The 16302-nt window shown below is 68.0% G+C and carries 18 protein-coding genes; 10 read left to right on the forward strand and 8 right to left on the reverse strand.

Annotated elements, in window-relative coordinates:
• Positions 1 to 188 precede the first annotated feature (188 nt).
• The 6 genes from WS51_RS20275 to WS51_RS20300 are packed head-to-tail and all read left to right on the forward strand — an operon-like array spanning position 189 to position 4559.
• A complete protein-coding gene (locus WS51_RS20275; protein WP_069229698.1) occupies positions 189 to 959 on the forward strand; it encodes a GntR family transcriptional regulator in 771 nt (256 codons plus the stop codon).
• Positions 956 to 2695 carry a fumarate reductase/succinate dehydrogenase flavoprotein subunit gene (locus tag WS51_RS20280; RefSeq protein WP_059547294.1) on the forward strand — a complete coding sequence of 580 codons (1740 nt, stop codon included), beginning with the start codon at positions 956 to 958 and terminating at the stop codon, positions 2693 to 2695. The genes WS51_RS20275 and WS51_RS20280 overlap by 4 nt, the downstream gene beginning before the upstream one ends.
• A 17-nt stretch (positions 2696 to 2712) precedes the next feature.
• A complete protein-coding gene (locus tag WS51_RS20285) occupies positions 2713 to 2958 on the forward strand; it encodes a 4Fe-4S dicluster domain-containing protein (protein ID WP_006755644.1) in 246 nt (81 codons plus the stop codon).
• 37 nt (positions 2959 to 2995) lie between these two features.
• The gene (locus tag WS51_RS31225) at positions 2996 to 3229 is read left to right on the forward strand and encodes a hypothetical protein (protein ID WP_081060600.1); all 234 of its coding nucleotides are present in this window, start codon (positions 2996 to 2998) and stop codon (positions 3227 to 3229) included.
• Positions 3226 to 4221: a HEAT repeat domain-containing protein gene (locus tag WS51_RS20295; protein WP_069229700.1), complete on the forward strand. Its 996-nt coding sequence runs from the start codon at positions 3226 to 3228 to the stop codon at positions 4219 to 4221. The genes WS51_RS31225 and WS51_RS20295 overlap by 4 nt, the downstream gene beginning before the upstream one ends.
• Positions 4218 to 4559, forward strand: coding sequence for a gamma-butyrobetaine hydroxylase-like domain-containing protein (locus WS51_RS20300; protein WP_069229701.1), 342 nt, complete (start codon positions 4218 to 4220; stop codon positions 4557 to 4559). Before WS51_RS20295 ends, WS51_RS20300 begins: the two co-directional genes overlap by 4 nt.
• A 243-nt stretch (positions 4560 to 4802) precedes the next feature.
• Here WS51_RS20300 and guaA read toward each other — a convergent pair whose 3' ends face one another.
• The 5 genes from guaA to WS51_RS20325 all read right to left on the reverse strand — a co-directional run bounded on the left by guaA (position 4803) and on the right by WS51_RS20325 (position 10490).
• Positions 4803 to 6422, reverse strand: coding sequence for a glutamine-hydrolyzing GMP synthase (guaA, locus tag WS51_RS20305; RefSeq protein ID WP_059449999.1), 1620 nt, complete (start codon positions 6420 to 6422; stop codon positions 4803 to 4805).
• A 107-nt stretch (positions 6423 to 6529) separates the two neighbouring features.
• A complete protein-coding gene (locus tag WS51_RS20310) occupies positions 6530 to 7126 on the reverse strand; it encodes a hypothetical protein (protein WP_060296489.1) in 597 nt (198 codons plus the stop codon).
• 6 nt (positions 7127 to 7132) lie between these two features.
• Positions 7133 to 8593, reverse strand: coding sequence for an IMP dehydrogenase (gene guaB, locus WS51_RS20315; protein WP_034207642.1), 1461 nt, complete (start codon positions 8591 to 8593; stop codon positions 7133 to 7135).
• Between the two features lie 274 nt (positions 8594 to 8867).
• A complete protein-coding gene (locus WS51_RS20320; protein WP_069229702.1) occupies positions 8868 to 9695 on the reverse strand; it encodes a DUF2182 domain-containing protein in 828 nt (275 codons plus the stop codon).
• A gap of 30 nt (positions 9696 to 9725) precedes the next feature.
• On the reverse strand, positions 9726 to 10490 hold the full coding sequence (locus WS51_RS20325) for a DUF899 domain-containing protein (RefSeq protein ID WP_059503262.1): 765 nt from the start codon (positions 10488 to 10490) through the stop codon (positions 9726 to 9728).
• A gap of 113 nt (positions 10491 to 10603) precedes the next feature.
• On the opposite strand from WS51_RS20325, the gene WS51_RS20330 reads away from it, so the two are divergent.
• From WS51_RS20330 to WS51_RS20340, 3 genes are all read left to right on the forward strand, one after another.
• Positions 10604 to 11824 (forward strand): hypothetical protein, encoded by a 1221-nt coding sequence (locus WS51_RS20330; protein WP_060021560.1) that lies wholly within the window; start codon positions 10604 to 10606, stop codon positions 11822 to 11824.
• A 30-nt stretch (positions 11825 to 11854) separates the two neighbouring features.
• Positions 11855 to 12538, forward strand: a complete 684-nt coding sequence (locus WS51_RS20335; protein WP_059806759.1) for a Vgb family protein — start codon at positions 11855 to 11857, stop codon at positions 12536 to 12538.
• Between the two features lie 187 nt (positions 12539 to 12725).
• A complete protein-coding gene (locus tag WS51_RS20340) occupies positions 12726 to 13703 on the forward strand; it encodes a DMT family transporter (RefSeq protein WP_059503268.1) in 978 nt (325 codons plus the stop codon).
• Positions 13704 to 13767: 64 nt separating this feature from the next.
• On the opposite strand, the gene WS51_RS20345 is transcribed toward WS51_RS20340, so the two are convergent.
• On the reverse strand, positions 13768 to 14091 hold the full coding sequence (locus WS51_RS20345; RefSeq protein WP_059450006.1) for an RnfH family protein: 324 nt from the start codon (positions 14089 to 14091) through the stop codon (positions 13768 to 13770).
• A gap of 4 nt (positions 14092 to 14095) precedes the next feature.
• Positions 14096 to 14533, reverse strand: a complete 438-nt coding sequence (locus WS51_RS20350) for a type II toxin-antitoxin system RatA family toxin (protein WP_059450007.1) — start codon at positions 14531 to 14533, stop codon at positions 14096 to 14098.
• Positions 14534 to 14631: 98 nt separating this feature from the next.
• Here WS51_RS20350 and smpB point away from each other — a divergent pair, with 98 nt between their 5' ends.
• Positions 14632 to 15078, forward strand: coding sequence for an SsrA-binding protein SmpB (gene smpB, locus WS51_RS20355; RefSeq protein WP_050012888.1), 447 nt, complete (start codon positions 14632 to 14634; stop codon positions 15076 to 15078).
• Between the two features lie 273 nt (positions 15079 to 15351).
• Here the strand turns inward: smpB and WS51_RS20360 are convergent, their stop codons facing one another.
• Complete coding sequence (locus tag WS51_RS20360) at positions 15352 to 16287, reverse strand: SPFH domain-containing protein (RefSeq protein ID WP_059450008.1); 936 nt, start codon at positions 16285 to 16287, stop codon at positions 15352 to 15354.
• Between the last annotated feature and the right edge of the window lie 15 nt (positions 16288 to 16302).

Below are 16302 nucleotides of genomic sequence, written 5' to 3' on the forward strand. Positions count from 1 at the left end.
ATGCGCGACCCATGCGGCCGCGAATGTCCGATTGTCGACCCATTCGAGCGGCTGACAAGGGGGCAGATCCGATCCGCTTTCGGCCGCCCCGCTTTCCCGGAATCGGAAAGTCGAAATCAGAAATAGTTGGTTCGGGCAGGCAAGCGCGCTCACTACACTCCAATCCTCTTGTCATGACAAGTTGACCCATGAACCCATCCAACGTCGTGCCGCTGTCGACGGCACCGCTCTATGTGCAGATCAAGGACACGCTGCGCGCACGTATCCTCGACGGTTCGTACGCGCCGCACAGCCGGATGCCGTCCGAGCACGAACTCTGCGCGATGTTCGACGTGAGCCGCATCACGGTGCGCCAGGCGCTCGGCGACCTGCAGAAGGAAGGCCTGCTGTTCAGGCTGCACGGCAAGGGCACGTTCGTGTCCAAGCCGAAGGCGTTCCAGAACGTGACATCGCTGCAGGGCTTCGCCGAGGCGATGTCGTCGATGGGTTACGAGATCGTCAATCAGTTGCGCAGCTTTCGCACCGTGAATGCCGACCGCCATCTCGCGACGAAACTGAACGTGCGGGAAGGCGCGCCGCTCGTCGAGATCCACCGCGTGCGGCTGCTGAACCGCGAGCCGGTGTCGCTCGAGCAGACGTGGGTGCCCGAGGCGCTCGGCAAGCGGCTCGCGGGCGCCGATCTCGCGACCCGCGACATCTTCCTGATACTGGAAAACGACTGCGGCGTGCCGCTCGGCCACGCCGACGTGTCGATCGACGCGATCCTCGCCGACGATGAAATCGTCGATGCATTGCGCGTCGAGGAAAGCAGCCCCGTGCTGCGGATCGAACGGCTCACGCACGACGCGTCAGGCATGCCGGTCGACTACGAACACCTGTACTTCCGCGGCGACGCTTTCCAGTACCGGCTGCGCATCGATCGGCAGAAGACGCATCAACCCGTAAGGAATCCCCAATGAACACTCATATACTCGAATACGACATCGTCGTGGTCGGCGGCGGCACGGCCGGCCCGATGGCGGCGATCAAGGCGAAGGAACGCGATCCGTCGCTGCGCGTGCTGCTGCTGGAGAAGGCCAACGTGAAGCGCAGCGGCGCGATCTCGATGGGCATGGACGGCCTGAACAACGCGGTGATTCCCGGCCACGCGACGCCCGAGCAGTACACGCGCGAGATCACGATCGCCAACGACGGGATCGTCGATCAGGAAGCCGTGTACGCGTATGCGGCGCACAGCTTCGCGACGATCGAGCAGCTCGATCGCTGGGGCGTGAAGTTCGAAAAGGACGGCACCGGCGACTACGCGGTGAAGAAGGTTCACCACATGGGTTCGTACGTGTTGCCGATGCCGGAAGGACACGACATCAAGAAGGTGCTGTACCGGCAGTTGAAGCGCGCGCGCATCGCGATCACCAACCGGATCGTCGCAACGCGGGTGCTGACCGACGCGCACGGCCGCGCAAGCGGCGTGCTCGGCTTCGACTGCCGCACGGCCGATTTTCACGTGATCCGCGCGAAGGCCGTGATCCTGTGCTGCGGCGCGGCCGGCCGTCTCGGGCTGCCGGCATCCGGCTACCTGATGGGCACGTACGAGAACCCGACCAATGCGGGCGACGGCTATGCGATGGCGTACCACGCAGGCGCGGCGCTCGCGAACCTCGAATGCTTCCAGATCAATCCGCTGATCAAGGACTACAACGGCCCGGCCTGCGCGTACGTGACGGGCCCGCTCGGCGGCTTCACCGCGAATGGCAAGGGCGAGCGCTTCATCGAATGCGACTACTGGAGCGGCCAGATGATGTGGGAGTTCCATCAGGAACTGCAAAGCGGCAACGGCCCGGTGTTCCTGAAGCTCGATCATCTCGCGGAAGAAACGATCCAGACGATCGAGCAGATCCTGCACACGAACGAGCGGCCGAGCCGCGGCCGCTTCCATGCGGGCCGAGGCACCGACTACCGGCACCAGATGGTCGAGATGCACATCTCCGAGATCGGCTTGTGCAGCGGCCACAGTGCATCCGGCGTGTACGTGAATGCCCGCGCGGAAACGACGGTGCCGGGGCTCTACGCAGCAGGAGACATGGCGGCCGTGCCTCACAACTACATGCTCGGCGCGTTTACCTACGGCTGGTTCGCCGGGCAGAACGCGGCGGACGACGTGGCCGGCCGCGATCACGCGCCGGTGGACGACGAACAGGTCGCGGCCGAACGCGCCCGCGTGCTCGCACCGCTCACGCGCGAACGCGGCCTCGCGCCGGCACAGGTGGAATACAAGCTGCGCCGCATGGTGAACGATTATCTGCAACCGCCGAAGGTCACGCGCAAGATGGAAATCGGTCTCCAGCGTTTTGACGGAATTATTGAGGATATCGAAGAACTTAAGGCGCACAACCCGCACGAGCTGATGCGAGCGGCGGAGGTGCGCGCGATTCGCGACTGCGCCGAAATGGCCGCGCGTGCGTCGCTGTTCCGTACCGAGAGCCGCTGGGGACTGTACCACCACCGCGTCGATTTTCCGCATCGCAACGACGACGAATGGTTCTGCCATACCTGGCTGCGCAAGGATGCCGACGGCACGATGCGCAGCGAGAAACGGCCGGTCGAGCCTTACATCGTGCCGCTCGCCGACGACGAGCGCAGCGCCTACGCGCACCTGCGCATCCGCGAACCGGCCGCCGTCGCGGCCGCCCTCTGACTCCGAGGAGCCTTACCGTGCCCCATACCCCGCACGACATCTTCCTGCGCAGCAGCGCGCCCGTGACGATCGACGAGGACCGCTGCATCGCCGACAAGGGCTGCACCGTCTGCGTCGACGTGTGCCCGCTCGACCTGCTCGCGATCGACGTGACCAAAGGCAAGGCGTACATGCAGTTCGACGAATGCTGGTACTGCATGCCGTGCGAGCGCGACTGCCCGACCGGCGCAGTGAAGGTCGACATCCCGTACCTGCTGCGCTGACCGGTGCGTCGCTTCCCGCCTTGCGGACTCACGACACATGAAACCCGAGCAACGACCGCTGCGCCGGTTTGCCGTTTGCCGCGTCGCTCGCGCCGGCAGCGCCCCGTCGCGCGTGCGCGTCGCCGGCATTCGCGTGCCGCGCGCGCGGCCGCGTATCTGCGACAGCGCCACCGAACCTGCTTTCATCGACTTCGAGCGTCGCTGCCTCACGCACTTGCGCGATGCCAGCCTGATCGCACGTCACCTTTCTGCTGCGAGTTTTTACCCATGACCGCTTCTTCCCCTGCCTTCCCGCCGCCGGGCGCGCACGATCCCGGCCGCGCTTCGCTCATTGCGCGCGTGGCCGCGCCTGACCCATCGGTGCGCCGCATTGCGCTGCTCGAGCTCGACGATCTCGAGGATCCCGGCCTCGTGCCGATCTTCGTCACGGCGCTGCACGCCGATCCGTCCGCCGATGTGCGCCGCGAAGCCGCACGCGTGCTCGCCGCGTGGGAACAGCCAGATGTCGTCGATGCACTATGCCGCGCACTGCTCGACGCCGACGACGAGGTGCGTACCACGGCCGCGCAAAGCCTGTCCGAACTGAAGGATGTCGCGTCCGGCGCCGTGCTGTGCCGCTGGGCCGAACGCGCCGAGCCATTCGTGTGCGGCGCGGCGCTGCGCGGCTTGCGCGAACTGCGCGACCCAAGGGCGTTCGCACCGGCGCTGCGCGCACTCGACGCGCCGACGCCAGCCGTGCGCGCGGAGGCCGTCGCCGTGCTCGGCTGGCTCAAGGACGTGCGCGCGCTGGCGCCGCTCGCACGCATCGCAACGAACGATACAAATGCGGACGTACGACGCGTCGCGGTGGGTGCGATCGGATTCGCGGCGCCGGACGAATCGTCCGTCGTCACCGCATTGCTCGCGGCATTGCGCGACACCGAATGGCAGGTGCGCGAGGAAGCGGCCGCGACGCTCGGCAAGCTGCGGGTCGCGACCGCGCGCGCACCGCTCGTCGCCGCACTCGACGACGACTACTGGCAGGTTCGCTTGCGCGCCGTGCGTGCGCTCGGGCAGTTGCGCGACGCCGCCGCAGCTCCGGCCGTGGCCCCGCTGCTGTCGCATCCGATCAGCAACCTCCGGAAGGAGGCGGCGCTCGCGCTCGGCGAATTGCGCGACCCCGCGACGTTGCCCGTGCTGCACGATGCGCTGAACGATCGCGATCCCGAAGTACGCAAGGCCGTGCGGATCGCCATTGCGCAGATCGAAGCAGACGCTCGATGATTGCGCCGACCGAAATCCTCGTCGACCATGCGGCGCAGGTATTGACGCTGCGCTGGCCGGACGGCGACATGCAGCGAATCGGCTATGTGCGATTGCGCAGCGCGTGCCCATGCGCGGCGTGCCGGAAGATCCGGCTCGATGGCGGCCGGGTCGCCGCGCCGCCGGGCGTGAAGCTGGACGGCGTGGAGGCCGCCGGTTACGGCATCCGCCTGCTGTTCGGCGACGGTCACGCGCGCGGGATCTACCCGTGGCCGTATCTGGCCGAACTCGGCCGCGACGACACCGATGTCCGCGTCGCGTCGCTCGCCGTGCCCGTCTCCCGACAGCACTCGAACTGAGCGGCCACACGTCACCGCTGCGTGCCGGGCCCGCCGCGATCGGCGTCGTGCCGCGCGGGCATGATGTGCTGCTCGTGCGCCCGTCGAACGCAGCATCGGGATACGCCGGGGAACGAGCATCGATCATCGATGATCCGGCAAATCTTCGCGTGGCACAGAAAAAACGCCCGGCAGGTTTCCCTGCCGGGCGTTCGCATCATCCGATGCGTCGATCTGCTGGCGAGGCAAGCCTTGCCGCGTCCGTTATTCCCACTCGATCGTCGCCGGCGGCTTGCCCGAGATGTCGTACACGACGCGGTTGATCCCGCGCACCTCGTTGATGATCCGGTTCGATGCACGGCCGAGCAGCGCGTACGGCAGATGTGCCCAGTGCGCGGTCATGAAGTCGGTCGTCTGCACCGCGCGCAGCGACGTCACGTAGTCGTACGTGCGGCCGTCGCCCATCACGCCGACGGACTTCACCGGCAGGAACACCGCGAACGCCTGGCTCGTCAGGTCGTACCAGGTCTTGCCGACGTCGGCCTCGCCGCACAGCCCCGCTGCCGCGTCCTGCGCGGTGGCGGTCGTGCCGCGCAGTTCCTCGATGAAGATCGCATCCGCGCGACGCAGCAAGTCCGCGTATTCGCGCTTCACTTCGCCGAGGATCCGCACGCCGAGGCCCGGGCCCGGGAACGGATGGCGGTACACCATTTCCGGCGGCAGGCCGAGCGCGACGCCCAGTTCGCGCACTTCGTCCTTGAACAGGTCGCGCAGCGGCTCGAGCAGCTTCAGACCGAGCGTTTCCGGCAGGCCGCCGACGTTGTGGTGGCTCTTGATCGTCGTCGCCTTCTTCGTCTTCGTGCCGCCGGACTCGACCACGTCCGGATAGATCGTGCCCTGGGCCAGCCACTTCGCCTTCGACAACTTCTTCGCCTCGGCCTGGAACACCTCGACGAACTCGCGGCCGATGATCTTGCGCTTCTGCTCCGGATCGGTCACGCCGGCCAGATGGCCGAGGAACTGCTCGGACGCGTCGACGTGCACGACCTTCGCATGCAGGCGGCCCTCGAACATGTCGAGCACCATCTTGCCTTCGTTCAGGCGCAGCAGGCCGTGGTCGACGAACACGCAGGTGAGCTGGTCGCCGATCGCGCGATGGATCAGCGCGGCCGCGACGCTCGAATCGACACCGCCCGACAGGCCGAGAATCACTTCCTCGTCACCCACCTGCTCGCGGATCTTCGCGACGGCTTCCTCGATGTGGTTCTTCATGATCCAGTCGGCCTTCGCGCCGGCGATCTGCAGCACGAAGCGTTCGATGATCTGGCGGCCCTTCAGCGTGTGCGTGACTTCCGGGTGGAACTGCACCGCGTAATAGCCGCGCGCCTCGTCAGCCATGCCGGCGATCGGGCAGCTCGGCGTCGATGCCATCAGCGAGAAGCCCGGCGGCAGCTCGGCAACCTTGTCGCCGTGGCTCATCCAGACCTTCAGCATCCCGTGGCCTTCGGCCGTCTGGAAATCCTCGATGCCGTCGAGCAGGCGCGTATGGCCATGCGCGCGCATTTCCGCGTAGCCGAATTCGCGATGGTCGCTCCACTCGACCTTGCCGCCGAGCTGCACGGCCATCGTCTGCATGCCGTAGCAGATGCCGAGCACGGGCACACCGAGATCCCAGACGGCCTGCGGCGCGCGCAGCTGGTGATCTTCGTACGTGCTCGCATGGCTGCCCGACAGGATCACTGCCTTCGGCGCGAACTCGCGGACGAAGTCGTCGGACACGTCGTTCGGATGGATTTCGCAGTAGACGTGCGCTTCGCGCACGCGGCGCGCGATCAGTTGGGTGACTTGCGAACCGAAGTCGAGAATCAGGATTTTGTCGTGCATGGCTGCGGACAGGATGAAGAGAATAAGAAAAGCAGCGCACGAAGCGCTGCGTCAATAGCATGGACAACGGCGTCGGGCGGCGGGCGGCTCGCGCGACGCACCGCCGGTCAATCCTGCGACGGCGGGCGGGCGTCGAACGCGACGCTGCCTGACACTCGGTCGGATGCGGCCGGCGTGGCTGCCGACGACGGCGCCGTCGGACGACCGACGACCGGCTCGACCCGCTGCTGCGCGGCGGCGGCCGGCGCCGGCGCCGGCGCGGCCGGACGCTGCGCGTCGCGAGCCTCGAGCGCCTGCGCCTTCTCGCGCCGCCGCACCGCCGACGCGAGGCGTACGCCGCCGACACCGAGCACGATCAGCGCGACACCGGCCATCGCCGACAGCACGCGACCGGCAGCCGCGAGCGCGGGACCGTTGCCGGTGCCGAGCGACCACACCACCGCCAATGCGCCGATCAGCCAGTTCACGTGGCCGACCGCACGCGCGACGGGCGCCGTGAGATCGCCGTTGACCGCTGCATGAAACGCGAGCCACGCGAGGCCGAGCAGCGCGATGCCGAACGCCTGGCCGAGCATCGCCGGCTGGATGTTCGCCAGCTGCAGCGCGTTGAACAGCGCCTGCCAGGGCGTCAGCACGAACAGCACGCCAAACGCCAGCAGCAGCACCGCATCGACGATCAGCACGGCTCGCAGCAACGGTTTCATCGCCGATCAGTCCACGTGGTAGTTCGGTGCTTCCTTCGTGATCTGCACGTCGTGCACGTGCGACTCGCGCATGCCCGCCGCGGTGATCTGGACGAATTCGGCCTTCTCGTGCAGCTCGTCGATCGTGCGGCAGCCGCAGTAGCCCATGCTCGCGCGCACGCCGCCGACCAGCTGGAACAGGATCGCGTTGACCGAACCCTTGTACGCGACGCGGCCTTCGATGCCTTCCGGCACGAGCTTGTCGATATTCGCGGAGTTGTCCTGGAAGTAGCGGTCTGCCGCGCCGTCCTTCATCGCGCCGACCGAACCCATGCCGCGGTACGACTTGTACTGGCGGCCCTGGTACAGGAACACGTCGCCCGGCGCCTCTTCGGTGCCCGCGAACATGCTGCCCATCATCACCGCGTTCGCGCCGGCCGCGAGGGCCTTCGACACGTCGCCCGAGAAACGCACGCCGCCGTCGGCGATGCACGGCACGCCGGTGCCCTTCAGCGCTTCCGCGACGTTCGCGATCGCGCTGATCTGCGGCACGCCGACGCCCGCGACGATCCGCGTCGTGCAGATCGAGCCCGGGCCGATGCCGACCTTGACCGCATCCGCGCCGTATTCGACGAGCGCCTTCGCGGCGGCTGCCGTCGCGATGTTGCCGCCGATCACCTCGACGTGCGGGAAGTTCTGCTTGACCCAGCGCACGCGCTCGAGCACGCCCTTGCTGTGGCCGTGCGCGGTATCGACGACGATCACGTCGACGCCGGCCTGCACCAGCAGCTCGACGCGCTCTTCGTTGTCCGGGCCGACGCCGACCGCCGCGCCCGCGCGCAGCTTGCCGTGTTCGTCCTTGCACGCATCCGGGTGTTCGGTCTGCTTGGTGATGTCCTTGACGGTCATCAGGCCGCGCAGTTCGAACGCGTCGTTGACGACCAGCACGCGCTCGAGGCGGTGGCTGTGCATCAGCGCCTTCGCCTCGGCGAGCGGCGTGCCTTCCTTGACCGTGACGAGACGCTCGCGCGGCGTCATGATCGACTTGACCGGCTCGTCGAGACGCGTCTCGAAACGCAGGTCGCGGTTCGTGACGATGCCGACGAGTTGCGGGCCTTCCACGACCGGGAAGCCCGAGATGCCATGCTGACGCGACAGCGCGATCACGTCGCGCACCTTCATCTGCGGCGGGACCGTGATCGGGTCACGCACGACGCCGGATTCGAAACGCTTGACCTTCGCGACCTCGCGGGCCTGCTCGGCCGGCGTGAGGTTCTTGTGGACGATACCCACGCCACCCTGCTGCGCCATCGCGATCGCGAGGCGACCTTCGGTGACCGTGTCCATCGCGGCGGACACGAGCGGCATGTTCAGGGAGATGTTGCGGGTCAGCTTGGTTTTCAGGCTGGTGTCGCGCGGGAGAACGTCGGAGAAGGCGGGAACGAGGAGCACATCATCGAAAGTGAGTGCTTTTTGGATCAGACGCATGGCAAATCCTATGGGCGCAAAAGCGAATTATACGCGAAGCGCTGCGAATTTTCACAACACGAACAACGGGTTAGGCGTTTTCAAGCGTTCGGGGGCCGAATCGTTCGGATCGTCGTTCGGTTCGTTTTCGATCGCCTTTCGTTTCCCCCCCGCATCGACCCATTCGCGCAGCCGGCCGGAATCGGCCAAACGGCGCGTCCCGGCCGCACGATGCCGGACCTGCCGGCGAGGCCTCGGCCTGCCCGCCGGAAACGCGCGGCCGGCCGCCAACGCGCTAAACCAGCCCGGCCGCGGCGCATACGATCATCGCCGCGCCGGCGCCGACCGCGAGGCCGCCGACGATCCGCGCGACGCGCTCGCCGGCCGGCGCCAGCCGCTCGGCGGCGATCGCCACGGTCACGGCGGCCATCACGCGCAGATCCATCATGCCGGCCGCCAGCGCAACGGCCATCAGGTTCCCGCAACAAGCGCCGCAATGGAGCGCGGTCCGCACGCCGTACCGCCACGCGATCGCGGCCGCGGCGCCCGGCCGCCGCTCGCATGCATCGTCCGATGCATGCCGGCAACCAGCGAGCCGGCGCGCCTTCCAGCCGGAAAACTGCAGCATGCCCGCGCCGAGCACGACCGCGCCGGCCGCGAACGGCATTGCGGCGGCGAGCGCGGGCAGCCGCACGGCCACCGCCGCCAATGCGGTACCGCCCGGGAACACCAGCGCGCCGAGCGCCATCCACGCCGTGAAATACCCGGCGCCCACGAGCGCGACCAACCATGCCGCGCGCACGGCGCCCACCGGGCCGAGGCACTGCCGGTATCGCCAGAGCACCGGCGCCAGCACCGGCAGCATCATCGTCACCGTCATCGCGCCCCACATGCGAGCGAACGCGGCGAACGCGCGCCCTGCCCGCCATCCGCACGGCCCGAGCCATCCGGCCGACAGCGTCCAGCCGCCCGGCATCGGCATGCCGCCCATCGCGTCCATCGATGCGTGCTGCGCGAGCGTCGCCCAGATGGCGGCACCCAATACCGCGACGAGCGCGGCGCCGAATAGCCGCCGGCCATCGCCCGCATTGCCGCGCGCAGCCGGTTTCGTCGCAGCGTTCATGGTCCGCGCCCGCCGCGTGCCGGCCGGCGTTCAACCGCGCGCGTATTCGTCATGGCGGCGCCACCACACGCCCGTCTCGTTGCGTCCGAGCGGCGCGCGATCGAGCCACTGGTACATCCCCCACAGCCCGTCGAGCCCGCGTGCGTACGTCGAATACGTGTGATAGACCACGCCGTCCTCGCGCACGAACGCGCTCATCCCCGGCCGGTCGCGGGCGTACGTGGCCGCGTCGGTGCCGCAGGTCGCCGCGAACTGCGCGACGGCCGCCGGCGGCGGGTCCATGTCCATCGCGTGACCGGCGCGCGCATAGTTGTATTCGACGTCGCCGGTGCGTTGCTGCGTTTCGGTGAACGACACGTTGAAGTCGAAATTGAACTCGCCGCCGTCCGACGACGCCCACGGAAAATGCCAGCCCATCCGCTGCCGGTACGCGAGCAGCTTCGCGAGCGGCGCGCGCGACACCGCCATGAGCGTCACGTCGTGGTTCGCCAGATGGATCGCAAAGCCGTCGAAACCGTCGGCAAGCGCCGAGCACGACGGGCAGCCGGCCTTGTAGTCGGGGCCGAACATGAAGTGATAGACAAGCAGTTGCGAGCGGCCGCCGAACAGGTCGTCAAGCGTCGCCGGACCGTCCTCGGTATCGAACCGGTAAGCCTTGTCGACCCGCACCCACGGCAGTGCCTGACGCCGCCGCGCGAGTTCGTCGCTCTGCCGCGTCAACGTCTTTTCCGCATCGAGCAGCGCGCGCCGCGCGGTCAGCCATTCGGCGCGCGTGCCGGTGAGATGGTTCGTCATTGCAGGTTCCTCCTTTCGATGGATATCCGGACACGGCGCGTCTGCCATGTGCGTGGTGCTAGATTAGGGCCGGGCCTCGGACCGAAGGGAGTGACAACTGTGTCGGGATTCGGATGGATTCGCTGATCACGGCGGCCGCGCGGGCGCTCGCGGCAGGCGACCCGCTCGGCGCGCTGAACCGCGTCGCGCTGCGCGACGACGCGCCGGCGCTCGCGTTGCGCGGCATCGCGATGGCGCAGCTCGGCGATTTCGAGCGCGCGCGGGCGCTTGTGCGCAGCGCGGCACGCGCGTTCGGCGCGAAGGAAGCCGTCGCGCGGGCCCGCTGCGTCGTCGCGGAAGCCGAAATCGCGCTCGCGTCTCGCGACCTCGGCTGGCCGTCGCGCGATCTCGAAGCCGCCTGCGCGACGCTCGATGCACACGGCGATCGCGCGAACGCCGCGCATGCACGCTATCTCGGCGTGCGCCGGCTGCTGCTGATCGGACACGTCGACGATGCGGAGCGGCAGCTCGCGAACCTCGATCCCGCGCCGCTGCCGGCGGCGTCGCGCGCGGCCCACGAACTGATCGCGGCCGGCATCGCGATGCGCCGCATCCGGCCGCACTTCGCGCGCGCGGCACTGGCCCGTGCCCGCGCGGCCGCCCGGGACGCCGGCATTGCCGCGCTGACGGCCGAAGTCGAGACGGCCGCGCGCATGCTCGATACGCCGGCCGCGCGACTCATCGCACGCGGCACGTCGCGGCTCGTGCTGCTCGACGAGGTCGAGGCGCTGCTGGCATCGAACGCGCTGGTCGTCGATGCATGTCGCCACACGGTACGCGACGCACGCACGACCGTGTCGCTCGCGCGCCGCCCGGTGCTGTTCGTGCTCGCCCGCGCGCTGGGCGAGGCGTGGCCCGGCGACGTATCGAGAAACGCGCTCGTCGCCGCGGCGTTTCGCGCGAGACACGCGGACGAATCGCATCGCGCGCGCCTGCGCGTCGAGATCGGCCGCTTGCGCGCGATGCTGCGCCCGCTCGCGAACGTCACCGCGACGCCACGCGGCTTCGCGCTCGAGCCGCTCGGCCTGCGCGAGACCGTCGTGCTCGCGCGTCCGGTCGACGATCGCCACGCGGCCGTGCTCGCACTGCTCGCGGACGGCGAGGCATGGTCGAGTTCCGCGCTGGCGCTCGCGCTCGGCGCGAGCCAGCGCACCGTGCAGCGCGCGCTCGACGCGCTCGCCGAAGCGGACAAGGTGCAGGCGCTCGGGCGCGGGCGCGCGCGCCGCTGGATGACGCCGCCGCTGCCCGGATTCGCGACGACCTTGTTACTCCCCGCGCCGCTGCCGGGCGATTAGGATGGGCACACCAACGACGAGGTGACGGACATGAAACGCTCCACCGCAGACATCATCCGCGAATACGGCCCGTTTCCGGGCGTCGACGGCGTGCACGGCGTCACGTTCGACGGGCAGCGCGTCTGGTTCGCGTCCGGCGACAAGCTGAACGCGCTCGACCCGGCATGCGGCACGACCGTGCGTGCCCTCGACGTCGCCGCGCACGCGGGCACCGCGTTCGACGGGCGTCATCTGTTCCAGATCGTCGAGGGCCGCATCGAGAAGATCGATCCCGATTCGGGCCGCGTGCTCGCGACGATCCCCGCGCCCGGCGGCGGCGCGGATTCCGGGCTCGCGTGGGCCGAAGGCACGCTGTGGGTCGGCCAGTATCGCGAGCGCAAGATTCATCAGGTCGATCCGCAATCGGGCGCCGTGCTGCGCACGATCGAATCGAACCGCTTCGTCACCGGCGTGACCTGGGTCGACGGCGAGCTTTGGCACGGCACCTGGGAAGCGGACGAGAGCGCGCTGCGGCGGATCGACCCGCGCACGGGGCAGGTGCTCGAACAGGTCGACATGCCGCCGGGTGTCGGCGTGTCGGGGCTGGAATCCGACGGGCGCGACCTGTTCTATTGCGGCGGCGGCAACAGCGGCAAGCTGCGCGCCGTGCGCCGCCCCGCGCGAACACGCGCGCAAGGCGACGGTGCGACGGCAACCGAGCCGGTCGAGCGCTGATCGCCGATCATCGACGGGTCACACGGCCCGCCGCGATCCGCGGCAAACACCGCGGCGAATCGCGATGCGTCGGCCTCGCGCCGCCGATCCCGAGCCGTGCCCGCGCGCGAGTGCAGGAATGAACAAGACGCTGTCGCGCCGCCGTCGTTAAGATGCGCGCTCGTCGGTCATTCGTTCGGAGCAGTCGATGCAGCGCGGTGTGGTGTATGGCGTCCTGGCGGGCGCGTTGTGGGGAATGGTCTTTCTGGTGCCGCGGCTGATGACCGACTTCTCGCCGCTGCTGCTGAGCGCGGGCCGCTACGCGATGTACGGCCTCGTGTCGCTGGCGGCGGCACTGCCGGCCGCCCGTTCGCTGCTCGCGCGGCTGACCCGCGAGGATCTCGTCGCGCTCGCGAAGCTCGCGCTGATCGGCAACGTCGCGTACTACATGCTGCTGTCGGGCGCCGTGCACCTGATCGGCATCGCGCCCAGCTCGCTGATCGTCGGCGTGTTGCCCGTGACCGTCACGCTCGCCGGCCTGGGCGACCAGGGCGCGATGCCGCTGCGGCGCCTCGCCGCCCCGCTCGCGCTGGTGATCGCCGGCATCGCGTGCATCAACGTCGATCTCTTCACATCGGAAGCCGCGCATGCGACGACGCTCGGCCAGAAACTCGCCGGCATCGCGTGCGCGACCGGTGCGCTCGCGAGCTGGACCTGGTATGCGGTCGCGAATACGCGCTACCTGCAGCGCCACCATCATTTCGGCGGCAACGAATGGTCGGTGCTGTGGGGCGTCGTGACAGGCGTGATCGGCGGCCTCTGCTGGCTCGCGATCCTCGCGCTGCCGGCGGGCACGATCCAGGCCGCAACCCCGGCATCGCGCTGGCAACTGTTCTGGCTGCTGAACCTCGTGCTCGCGATCGGCGCGTCGTGGCTCGGCAACGGACTGTGGAACGCGGCGTCGAAGCGGCTGCCGCTGACGCTGTCCGGCCAGCTGATCGTGTTCGAGACCGTATTCGCGATGCTTTACGCGTTCATCTACGACCAGCGGATGCCGCGCGTACTCGAGATCGCGGCGCTCGCGCTGCTGCTGGCGGGCGTCTACGGGTCGGTGCGCCGGCACGGCGACACGCATGCGGGCGGCGACACACCCGGCCGCGCGAGCGCGAACATCACGGCCCACTGAGCGCGTGCGCGCCTGGTCTGACGAATCGGGACAAAAACAGAGGAAGCGATGCTGGCGCGACGCGTCAGCGTGCGTCCTTGTGCATCCACTTGCGGCCCTCGATGGAGCCCTCGCGGCGGGTCTTGTCGACGCGCCGCTGGCGCGCGAGCTTCGGATCGACGATCAACGGGCGGTAGATCTCGACACGATCATGATCGGCGAGCGGCGCATCGAGCGGCGCGAGCTTGCCGAACACGCCGGTCTTTGCGTGCGCGAGGTCGATTTCCGGGTGCAGCGCGAGCACGCCGCTCGCGTCGATCGCCGCGCGCACCGTCGCGCCTTCGGGCAGCGACACCGGAATCAGCGTCTGGCGATCCGGCAGCGCGTAACAGACTTCGATCGACAGCATCGCGTCACCCCTTCCCGTAGCGCTGGTCGGCGCGCTTGACGAACGAATCGACGAACGTATTCGCGATATGGCTGAACACGGGCCCGATGATCTTCTCGAGCAGGATGCTCGAGAACTCGTAGTGCAGCGCAAACTCGATCTTGCATGCGTCCGAACGCAGCGGGATGAAGCGCCACGAGCCGGTGAACTTCTTGAACGGGCCGTCGGCGAACTCCATGTCGATCCGCGTCGGGCGCTGCTGCGTGTTGCGCGTCGCGAAATGCTGCTTGATGCCCTTGAAGTTGATGTCGATGCGCGCCTCCATCCCGCTGTCGTCCTGACGGCGAATCTCGACGCCGCCGCACCAGGGCAGGAAATTGGGGTAATCGGCCACGTCGGTGACGAGGTCGAACATCTGTTCCGCCGAATGGCGGATCAATACGGTTTTCTGGACATCTGCCATAAATCGCGCGGCATCGCTCAAGGTGAGAACGCAAGCCGGGCGATTCCCGCCCCGCTTTGCTAAAATCGTGATTTTAAACGAGTTGGCCCGATCCTTTCATGAGCATCATCGACAACAGGAAAGCGCACTTCGATTATCACATCGAGGAACGCTACGAGGCGGGGCTCGTGCTGGAGGGCTGGGAAGTCAAGGCGCTGCGCGCCGGGCGCGGCCAGATCAAGGAAGGCTACGTCGTGGTGAAGAACGCCGAGATCTTCCTGATCGGCACCCACATCAGCCCGCTGCCCGAAGCCTCGACGCACATCAAGCCCGATCCGGTCCGCACGCGCAAGCTGCTGCTGCACCGCGACGAGATCAAGAAACTGATCGGCAAGGTCGAGCAGCGCGGCTACACGCTCGTGCCGCTGAACTTCCACTACAAGGGCGGTCGCGTGAAATGCGACATCGCGCTTGCGAAGGGCAAGAAGCTGCACGACAAGCGCGAAACCGAGAAGAAGCGCGACTGGGAGCGCGAAAAGGCCCGCATCATGCGAGCCGGCACCTGACGCGCAACACCCGGCACTCCAAACGACACGGCCCGCTCGAAGCGGGCCGTTTCTTTTTGTGTCGTGCGATGCGTGTGGGCGTCGGTCGCACCGCTGCCTGTCGCGCCGGATGAATTGCTGCGTCACGCGCTTGCCGCCGTGCAAGCGCTGCTGATGTGAACCTGCGCGACGATTCGTCGCACGCGGCGCACATCTTCAGCACATGCGCGGCGCAACACCGCTGCGAGACCGGCCAGCGCTGCAACGGCCGGCACGCGGTCGACGCACGCGCGCTCAGCCCTTCGCGCCTGCCGCCGGCGCCGCGTTCTTGACGATCGTCAGCGCCGACGCGATCGCGGTGCCGAGATCGGACAGGTTCGCCGGCACGATCAACGTATTGCCCTGTTTCGCGAGGTTCGAGAACGCACCGACATACTGCTCTGCAACCTTCAGGTTCACGGCGTCCATCCCGCCCTGCGACTGGATCGCGTTCGCGATCTTCTGGATGGCCTGCGCGTTCGCCTCGGCCACCGCGAGAATCGCCGCCGCCTCGCCCTGCGCCTGATTGATCGCGGCCTGCCGCTCGCCTTCCGACTTCTGGATCGCCGCCTCGCGCGCCCCCGACGCGAGGTTGATCTGCTCCTGCTTGCGGCCTTCGGATGCGGCGATCAGCGCGCGCTTTTCCCGCTCGGCGGTGATCTGCGCCTGCATCGCGTGCAGGATTTCCTTCGGCGGCGTCAGGTCCTTGATCTCGTAACGCAGCACTTTCACGCCCCAGTTCGCGGCAGCCTGGTCGAGCGCCGACACGATGTTGTGGTTGATGAAGTCGCGCTCCTCGAAGGTCTTGTCCAGTTCGAGCTTGCCGACCACCGACCGTAGTGTGGTCTGCGCGAGTTGCGTGATCGCGAGCACGAAGTTGCTCGACCCGTACGAGGCCTTCATCGGATCGGTCACCTGGAAGTACAGCACGCCGTCGACCTGCAGTTGCGTGTTGTCGCGCGTGATGCAGACCTGGCTCGGCACGTCGAGCGGAATTTCCTTCAGCACGTGGCGGTAGGCGATCCGGTCGACGAACGGCAGCACGATATTGAGGCCGGGCGACAGCGTCGCGTGATAGCGCCCGAAGCGTTCGAGCACCCACGCATGCTGCTGCGGCACGATCTTCACCGTCTTCGACACGATCACGATGGCGATGACGAGCAGGACGACCCAGATGATCAGCGAATCCATGAAATGTTTCCTCCT

It is taken from the genome of Burkholderia territorii, assembly GCF_001718335.1.
Lineage (GTDB): Bacteria > Pseudomonadota > Gammaproteobacteria > Burkholderiales > Burkholderiaceae > Burkholderia > Burkholderia territorii.

Bases quoted from the DNA above. Each gene is read 5' to 3' on its own strand.
- guaB (WP_034207642.1), bottom strand. From the start codon at position 8,593: ATGCGTCTGATCCAAAAAGCACTCACTTTCGATGATGTGCTCCTCGTT.
- WS51_RS20345 (WP_059450006.1), bottom strand. From the start codon at position 14,091: ATGCTGTCGATCGAAGTCTGTTACGCGCTGCCGGATCGCCAGACGCTG.
- WS51_RS20330 (WP_060021560.1), top strand. From the start codon at position 10,604: ATGGATTCGCTGATCACGGCGGCCGCGCGGGCGCTCGCGGCAGGCGAC.
- WS51_RS20340 (WP_059503268.1), top strand. From the start codon at position 12,726: ATGCAGCGCGGTGTGGTGTATGGCGTCCTGGCGGGCGCGTTGTGGGGA.
- guaA (WP_059449999.1), bottom strand. From the start codon at position 6,422: ATGCACGACAAAATCCTGATTCTCGACTTCGGTTCGCAAGTCACCCAA.
- WS51_RS20325 (WP_059503262.1), bottom strand. From the start codon at position 10,490: ATGACGAACCATCTCACCGGCACGCGCGCCGAATGGCTGACCGCGCGG.
- WS51_RS20350 (WP_059450007.1), bottom strand. From the start codon at position 14,533: ATGGCAGATGTCCAGAAAACCGTATTGATCCGCCATTCGGCGGAACAG.
- WS51_RS20320 (WP_069229702.1), bottom strand. From the start codon at position 9,695: ATGAACGCTGCGACGAAACCGGCTGCGCGCGGCAATGCGGGCGATGGC.
- WS51_RS20335 (WP_059806759.1), top strand. From the start codon at position 11,855: ATGAAACGCTCCACCGCAGACATCATCCGCGAATACGGCCCGTTTCCG.
- WS51_RS20275 (WP_069229698.1), top strand. From the start codon at position 189: ATGAACCCATCCAACGTCGTGCCGCTGTCGACGGCACCGCTCTATGTG.
- WS51_RS20300 (WP_069229701.1), top strand. From the start codon at position 4,218: ATGATTGCGCCGACCGAAATCCTCGTCGACCATGCGGCGCAGGTATTG.
- WS51_RS20280 (WP_059547294.1), top strand. From the start codon at position 956: ATGAACACTCATATACTCGAATACGACATCGTCGTGGTCGGCGGCGGC.
- WS51_RS31225 (WP_081060600.1), top strand. From the start codon at position 2,996: ATGAAACCCGAGCAACGACCGCTGCGCCGGTTTGCCGTTTGCCGCGTC.
- smpB (WP_050012888.1), top strand. From the start codon at position 14,632: ATGAGCATCATCGACAACAGGAAAGCGCACTTCGATTATCACATCGAG.
- WS51_RS20295 (WP_069229700.1), top strand. From the start codon at position 3,226: ATGACCGCTTCTTCCCCTGCCTTCCCGCCGCCGGGCGCGCACGATCCC.
- WS51_RS20360 (WP_059450008.1), bottom strand. From the start codon at position 16,287: ATGGATTCGCTGATCATCTGGGTCGTCCTGCTCGTCATCGCCATCGTG.
- WS51_RS20310 (WP_060296489.1), bottom strand. From the start codon at position 7,126: ATGAAACCGTTGCTGCGAGCCGTGCTGATCGTCGATGCGGTGCTGCTG.